Genomic DNA, 6,974 nt, shown 5'->3' on the forward strand with positions numbered 1-6,974 from the left:
TGGCTCCGCCCATGATGCGCCCCGTCCCGAGGGCGCCTGCAACTGCGGCACCCGTCAGCCGGGGACCCGCAGCGATGCGGGGGGGGTCGACGAGGCGGCGGGCGGAGCCCCGAAAGCGTGCCAGGGGGGGGCCTTGCGACTTACGCCGTGTCGGTGCGACCCGCCCTGGGCGGCGGTTGTGGTACCTTGGGGGCATGCGCGTGCTGGGGATCGAGAGCTCCTGCGACGACACCGCCGCCGCGGTCTACGACTCCGCGGGGGGGGTGCTCTCCAACGTCGTCTCCTCCCAGGTCACGATCCACGCCCTCTACGGGGGAGTGGTCCCCGAGCTGGCCTCCCGGGAGCATATCCGGGCGGTCGTCCCGGTGGTGGAGCGTGCTCTCGCGGAGGCAGGGTCGGGGAAGGACACGATCGACGGCGTCGCGGTGACCGCCGGCCCCGGTCTCATCGGGTCGCTCCTGGTGGGACTTTGCTTCGCCAAGTCGCTCGCCTACGCCTGGGGGAAGCCGCTCTACGGGGCGGACCACCTCGAGGCGCACATCTACGCGATCTTCCTCGAGCAGGAGGTGGAGTTCCCCTTTGTCGCCCTCCTGGTTTCGGGGGGGCACACCTCCCTGTTCCGGGTGTCCGGGTGGGACGGGGTCGACCTGCTCGGAGGGACGCGGGACGATGCGGCGGGGGAGGCGTTCGACAAGGCGGCGAAGCGGATGGGACTCGGCTACCCGGGGGGGATCGAGATCGACCGGCTCGCGCGCGCGGGGGACCCGGAGCGGATCCCGTTTCCGCGGGCATGGCTTTCCCGGGATTCGGCCGACTTCTCCTTCTCGGGGCTGAAGACCTCCCTGCGCAATTTCCTCTCCTCTCCCGCGGGGAAACAGGCCCGCCCGGAGGAGGTCGCCGCCTCCTTCCAGGAGGCGGTGGTGGAGGTCCTCGTGGGGAAGACGCTCGCCTCGGCAACGCGGGAGGGGATCCCCCGGGTGGTCCTGGCCGGCGGGGTCTCCGCGAACTCCCGGCTCCGGTCCCGGATCCTCGAGGAGGGGAACCGCGCCGGCGTGCGGGTTTTCCTGCCCTCTCTCGCCCTCTGCACCGACAACGCGGCCATGGTGGCGCTCCTCGGCGAACGCCGTCTGTCCGCCGGCAGGGCCTCCGGACTCGAGCTGAACGCGTATGCGGCCTCCCGGTTCTCCCGCTGACCACCCCGGTCGTCTCCTGCGGGAACTCGGGATTTCTCCCCGGAAGAGACACGGCCAGAATTTCCTCCACGACCGGAACGTCGCGAGGAAGATCGTGGCGGTCGCCCGGGAGCTCGGCCCTCCCTTTCTCGAGATCGGGGCGGGGCTGGGGGCGCTGACGGCGCTCCTGGCAGACGCGGGGGAGAAAACGGTCGCCGTGGAGGTGGATCGGGGCCTGGCGCAGTTCCTGCGGGGGCGGTACGCGGGGACCTCCGTCGAAATCCTGGAAGCCGACTTCCTCCCCGTCCCGGGGGGGGAGTGGCTGCGCAGCTTCCCCCGGGGCGGAACCGTGGTCGGGAACCTTCCCTACTCCCTCTCCTCCCCGATCGTTCTCCGCCTGATGGAACTGCGGGAGATCTTCCCCCGCGCGGTGCTCATGCTTCAGAAGGAGATGGCCGGACGGCTGTGCGCCTCCCCCGGGGGGAAGGAGTACGGCATCCTCTCCGTCTACCTTTCCGTCCTCTCGGAAGCCAGGCTGGAGTTCCCGGTGCGCCGGACCTGCTTCACCCCCTCCCCGGAGGTCGACTCCGCCGTCTTTTCGATCCGGTTCCGGCCCGATATCGACGGACAGACGTTCCGCCGGCTCCAGACGGTCGTCCGCGCCTCCTTCGCGCGCAGGAGGAAGACGCTTCGGAACGCTCCCGTCGATTTTCTCCCGGGCGGCACGGAGCGGTGGTGCGACCTCCTTTCCCGGTCCGGGGTCGACCCCTCCGCGCGCGCCGAGGCCGTCTCCCCGGAGTCCTACCTGAGACTGGCCGCCGCCCTCCCGAAGGACCCCGGCCCGGGATAGCCCGCGGGTTCTCCGGGTCCGGGGTGGAGGCGAAGCGCCGGAAATATAGTGGACATTTTCCGGGCCGGACGACTACAATTGAGCGGACATGGCCGACCGGAAGATACCCCGATACATCGCGATCGAGGGGGCGATCGGAGTCGGAAAGACCTCCCTCGCCAAGCTGCTGGCCCAGAAGTTCGGTGCCAGGCTTGTCCAGGAGGAGGTCGGCAACAACCCGTTTCTGGAACGGTTTTACGAGGAGCGACGGAAGTACGCCTTCCAGACGCAGCTGTTCTTCCTCCTGTCCCGGTACCGGCAGCAGCGGGAGATCGCCCAGGGGAACCTCTTCGAGAAGGGGATCGTCTCCGATTACGTCCTGGCCAAGGACAAGATCTTCGCCTTCCTGAACCTCGAGGAGGACGAGATCTCCCTCTACGAGATGATCTACAAGCTGCTCGTTCCCACGGTCCCGCGTCCCGACCTGGTGATCTACCTGCAGGCCCGCCCGGAGGTGCTTCTCTCCCGCGTCCGCAAGCGGGGGGTGGAATACGAGCGGAACATTTCCCTTGACTACCTCCGGACGCTCAGCGATGCTTATAACGAGTACTTTTTCCACTATGACGAGACTCCGCTCCTGGTGGTGAACACGAGCGAGATCGACTTCGTGGAAAGCCCCCGCGACCTTGAACAGCTGTTTCGGGAAGTCAAGAGCGCGAAACGGGGGACGCAACACTACATACCGCTGGGATCCAGGTAGCACCGGACCGAGACGGAATCGTAAGAGCGCGGGCGCGCGTGAGAGCGGCCTTCCGGATACGATTCCGGAAGGCTTTTTTCATTAGGGACGGTCCTGATAGAGGGCATATCTGGGGAACAAAGGGACCGCAGTTCACGACAGACGTTGAGGTATCAACAAGTGGACGCCAGGACCGTCCCTGTTTTTCAAGAGGCGACTTTGAAGAAGACCACGATTCCCGACATCGCCCGGAGGAAGGCGGAGGGCGGCAAGATCGTCATGATCACCGCCTACGACGTCGTCTTCTCCCGGATCTTCGACGAGGTCGGGGTGGATATCCTCCTGGTCGGCGACTCGCTCGGCCAGGTGGTGCTGGGGCTCCCCGACACCCTCGGGGTGACGATGGAGGATATGGAGCGACACACCGCGGCGGTGGGCAGGGGGCGGAAGCGGGCCCTGCTCGTCGCGGACATGCCCTTTCTGTCCTTCCAGGCGGAGCCCGCGGAGGCGATCCGGAACGCGGGGAGGCTGCTGCAGGCGGGCGCCGAGGCGGTGAAGCTGGAGGGGGGGCGCAACATCGAGGCGACCCTCCGGGCGATCGTGAACTGCGACATCCCGGTGATGGGGCATGTGGGGCTCACCCCCCAGTCGATCCACCGGATGGGGGGATACCGGGTACAGGGGAAGGACGCTGCGCAGCGGCAGCGGCTGATGGACGACGCCCTCGCCGTGCAGGAGGCGGGGGCCTTCTCCCTGGTGCTGGAAGGGATCCCGGCCGACCTGGCCGCCGGAATCACGGAGAGGCTTTCGATCCCCACGATCGGGATCGGGGCGGGAGCCGGCTGCGACGGCCAGGTGCTCGTGATGCAGGACCTGCTGGGGCTGCTGGACGACTTCCGGCCGAAGTTCGTGAAGCGGTTCGCGGAGCTGAAAGCCCCGGTCCAGAAGGCGGTCCGGGCCTACGCGGACGCGGTGCGCCGGGGGACGTTCCCCGGGAAGGAGCACTCGTACTGATGGAGATTTTCCGGCGGCCGCGGGAGATGCAGTCCTGGGCCGACGCCAGCAGGCTGGCGGGGACCCGGCTGGGACTCGTCCCGACGATGGGCTGCCTGCACGAGGGGCACATCAGCCTGCTGCGGGTTGCCCGGGAGCGGGGATGCGGCGCCGTCGCGGCGACCATCTTCGTGAACCCGACGCAGTTCGGGCCGGGGGAGGATTTCGAGCGGTATCCCCGGGAGGAGGAGCGGGACCTGGCGATGCTGCGAGACGGAGGCGCCGACGCGGTCTACCTCCCCGGCGTCGGGGAGGTCTACCCGGAGGGGTACCAGACTTTCGTCGAGATGGGGGAGGTTTCGAAGGGGCTCTGCGGGGACCGGCGTCCCGGGCATTTCCGGGGGGTGGCGACGGTGGTGGCGAAGCTGCTGCATGTCGGAAAGCCGCACCTGGCGATCTTCGGGGAGAAGGATTTTCAGCAGCTCGCGGTGATCCGGAGGATGGTTCGCGACCTGGACATCGATGTGGAAATCGTCGGGGCCCCGACCGTGCGGGAGCCCGACGGGCTGGCGATGAGCTCGCGGAACCGGTACCTGGAGGTGGAGGACCGGGCGACCGCCCGCTGCCTCTCCCGGGGGCTGTTCCGGGCGAGGGAGCTTTTCCTCGCGGGGGAGAGGGATTCGGGGAAGCTGGCGGCCGTTGCGCGACGGGAGATCGAGACGGAACCGCGGGCGGCGCTGGAATATGCGGAGGCCCGGGATCCGGAGACGCTGTTGCCGGTGTCCGGCCGGGCGGAACGGATGACGATCCTTACGGCCGCGAGGGTCGGCCCCGCACGATTGATCGACAATATCACCCTGGAAGGAGGGGGGACAACATGATGCGCACCATGCTCAAGTGCAAGATCCACCGGGCGACCGTGACGGAGGCGGTGCTCCACTACGAGGGGAGCATCACGATCGACGAGACGCTCATGGAGGCGGCGGGGCTGATCGAGTACGAGCAGGTCCACATCTACAACATCGACAACGGGAACCGCTTCTCCACCTACGTGATCCACGGGGAGCGCGATTCCGGCGTCATCTGCCTGAACGGGGCGGCGGCCCGCCAGGTGAGCAAGGGGGACCTGATCATCATCGCGAATTACGCCTCCTACGACGAGAAGGAGCTGGCGAACTTCCAGCCGACCCTGGTCTACGTCGACGGGAAGAACCGGATCACCTCCGTCAAGCGGAAGGTGGAGTCCGGGAGTCCGCGCCCCCGCGTCGCCGCCCTGCAATCATAGGGACGTTCTTCACACGGATCCTGACCGTCCCGGCCCGGCACTTGCCGGTCCCCGGGACGTTTTTTCGAGAGGGTCGAAAACCGTGAAGCCCGGGATGCGGAAAACGGTCTACGTGGCGAGCCGGCTCGTCGCGGACCCGGAGCGGGTGTTCTCCCCCGGGGCGGTGGCGATCGCGGAGGGGGCCGTGATCGCGGCCGGTCCGCCCGGCGACGTCGCCCGCGATCTTCCGGGACGGTTCGACCGTGTCGACCTTCCCGGGCTTCTCCTCCTCCCCGGCCTGGTCAACGCCCATGCCCACCTGCAGATCCCCCGGATTCCCGCTCCCGGAGGGGGGGCGTGGGAATCCCTGTCCTTCGTCGAATGGATCCTGCGGATCATCGCCTGGAAGCGCGGCGTTTCTCCCGAGGAATGTTCCGGCAACGTGGCGGCGGCCGCCGCGGAGTCGATCCTCTCCGGGACGACCGCGGTGGGGGAGATCGCGGGGCCGGAGATCGGCGCATACTCGGTCCTTCCGCTCCGGGGGAGGATCTTCGCGGAGGGGGTCGGGTTCCTCCCCGAGGTGGCGGAAACGGTCCTTTCCTCCGTGGAGGCCGCCGTGGTCCGGCTCGGCGAGCTCTCCTCCGCGCGGGGCGGAAAGGTAGCGCCGGGCGTCTCTCCCCATACGCTCTACACGGTGGGGCCGGACCTGCTGCGGCGCCTCGCGGAACTGGGAACGCGCCTGGATCTCCCGGTCGCGCTGCACCTGGCCGAATCCCGGGCGGAGATGGAATTTCTGCGCGACGGGAAGGGGGAAGTCGGGTCCCGGCTCTACCCCGCGGTGGGCAAGGAGGTCTCCTTCTTCCGCGGGATCGGGATGCCGGTCCCGGAGTATCTGGCCCGGGCGGGGATGTTGCGGGAGGGGGTCGTCCTGGTGCATGCTGTCCACCTGTCCCGGAAGGAGATCGACGAGCTGCGGGACGGGGGGGCGAGGTTCGTCCTCTGCCCGCGCAGCAACGCGGCGCACGGGAACGGGTCGCCCGACCTGACCCACTTCGTGGATGCGGGGATCCCCTTCGCGCTCGGGACCGACAGCCTGGCGTCGGTTCCCTCCCTCTCCCTCTGGGAGGAAATGCGGGCCGCGGCCGGGCTCTACCGGGGAAATCTCGCCGGTCCGGAGCTCTGGCGGAGGATCTTCCGCGCGGCCACGGAGAACGGCGCACGCGCCCTCCGGATCCCGTCGGGCGCCCTGCAGCCGGGGCTTCCGGCCGATCTCGTCGCGGTCGACGATCCCGGCGGGGGGGAGGACGGGGACCTGTTCGCCCGGATGGGAGAGCGGGTCGGGGCGGCGAACGTCCGCCTGACCCTGATCGCCGGAGAAAGGATGCACGAGCGACCGTGACGGAAAAGACGCCGGCCGAAAAGACGATCTCCACGAACCGGAAGGCTCGCCACGAGTACCACATCCTCGAGAAGTTCGAGTGCGGGCTGGTGCTCCACGGCTACGAGGTGAAGTCGATCCGCGAGGGACGGGCGAACATCCAGGAGGCCTACGGGACGGTGCAGGGGGAGGAGGCGTTCGTGGAGAACCTGCACATCACCCCCTACTCCCACGGAGACCTGCGGACGATCGACCCGCTGCGGACCCGCAAGCTCCTGCTGCGCCGGAAGGAGATCGACTACCTCGGCGGGAAGACGAGGGAGCGGGGGCTGACCCTGGTGCCGCTGCGGCTTTACCTCAAGGGGCCGCGGGTGAAGCTCGAGATGGGGCTGGCTAGGGGCAAGAAGCTCTACGACCGGCGTCAGGACATCGCCGAGCGGGACGCACGCCGCGACATCGACCGGGCCATGAAGGGGAAGCGCCGCCCCTCCCGGGAGGAGTAGCTCCCTGGATGCCGGCCCTCCATCCCCCGCATCGCTGCGGGTCCCCGTTCAACGGCACGATTGCGACGGGGCACATCACGTGGCGGAGCAAGCCGA

At 68.5% G+C, this 6,974-nt stretch carries 8 protein-coding genes; all 8 read left to right on the forward strand.

Annotation, left to right across the window (positions count from 1 at the left end; genetic code table 11):
• Positions 1-194: 194 nt before the first annotated feature.
• The 8 genes from A2X88_07690 (at position 195) to A2X88_07725 (ending at position 6,878) form a co-directional block, all read left to right on the forward strand.
• Positions 195-1,193, forward strand: a complete 999-nt coding sequence (locus tag A2X88_07690) for a tRNA (adenosine(37)-N6)-threonylcarbamoyltransferase complex transferase subunit TsaD (protein ID OGP35254.1) — start codon at positions 195-197, stop codon at positions 1,191-1,193.
• Between the two features lie 16 nt (positions 1,194-1,209).
• Positions 1,210-2,022, forward strand: a complete 813-nt coding sequence (locus tag A2X88_07695) for a ribosomal RNA small subunit methyltransferase A (GenBank protein ID OGP35263.1) — start codon at positions 1,210-1,212, stop codon at positions 2,020-2,022.
• A gap of 88 nt (positions 2,023-2,110) precedes the next feature.
• Positions 2,111-2,761: a deoxyadenosine kinase gene (locus A2X88_07700; GenBank protein ID OGP35255.1), complete on the forward strand. Its 651-nt coding sequence runs from the start codon at positions 2,111-2,113 to the stop codon at positions 2,759-2,761.
• A 198-nt stretch (positions 2,762-2,959) separates the two neighbouring features.
• Positions 2,960-3,754, forward strand: a complete 795-nt coding sequence (locus A2X88_07705) for a 3-methyl-2-oxobutanoate hydroxymethyltransferase (protein ID OGP35256.1) — start codon at positions 2,960-2,962, stop codon at positions 3,752-3,754.
• On the forward strand, positions 3,754-4,614 hold the full coding sequence (locus A2X88_07710; GenBank protein ID OGP35257.1) for a pantoate--beta-alanine ligase: 861 nt from the start codon (positions 3,754-3,756) through the stop codon (positions 4,612-4,614). Before A2X88_07705 ends, A2X88_07710 begins: the two co-directional genes overlap by 1 nt.
• Positions 4,611-5,018: an aspartate 1-decarboxylase gene (locus tag A2X88_07715; GenBank protein OGP35258.1), complete on the forward strand. Its 408-nt coding sequence runs from the start codon at positions 4,611-4,613 to the stop codon at positions 5,016-5,018. Before A2X88_07710 ends, A2X88_07715 begins: the two co-directional genes overlap by 4 nt.
• A gap of 94 nt (positions 5,019-5,112) precedes the next feature.
• A complete protein-coding gene (locus tag A2X88_07720) occupies positions 5,113-6,396 on the forward strand; it encodes a hypothetical protein (GenBank protein OGP35259.1) in 1,284 nt (427 codons plus the stop codon).
• Positions 6,393-6,878, forward strand: a complete 486-nt coding sequence (locus A2X88_07725) for an SsrA-binding protein (protein ID OGP35260.1) — start codon at positions 6,393-6,395, stop codon at positions 6,876-6,878. The genes A2X88_07720 and A2X88_07725 overlap by 4 nt, the downstream gene beginning before the upstream one ends.
• Positions 6,879-6,974: the final 96 nt, after the last annotated feature.

This window comes from Deltaproteobacteria bacterium GWC2_65_14 (genome assembly GCA_001797615.1).
Lineage (GTDB): Bacteria > Desulfobacterota > Deferrimicrobia > Deferrimicrobiales > Deferrimicrobiaceae > GWC2-65-14.

Coding starts and splice junctions, on each gene's coding strand:
- A2X88_07690 (OGP35254.1), top strand. CDS start 195: ATGCGCGTGCTGGGGATCGAGAGCTCCTGCGACGACACCGCCGCCGCG.
- A2X88_07720 (OGP35259.1), top strand. CDS start 5,113: ATGCGGAAAACGGTCTACGTGGCGAGCCGGCTCGTCGCGGACCCGGAG.
- A2X88_07700 (OGP35255.1), top strand. CDS start 2,111: ATGGCCGACCGGAAGATACCCCGATACATCGCGATCGAGGGGGCGATC.
- A2X88_07715 (OGP35258.1), top strand. CDS start 4,611: ATGATGCGCACCATGCTCAAGTGCAAGATCCACCGGGCGACCGTGACG.
- A2X88_07710 (OGP35257.1), top strand. CDS start 3,754: ATGGAGATTTTCCGGCGGCCGCGGGAGATGCAGTCCTGGGCCGACGCC.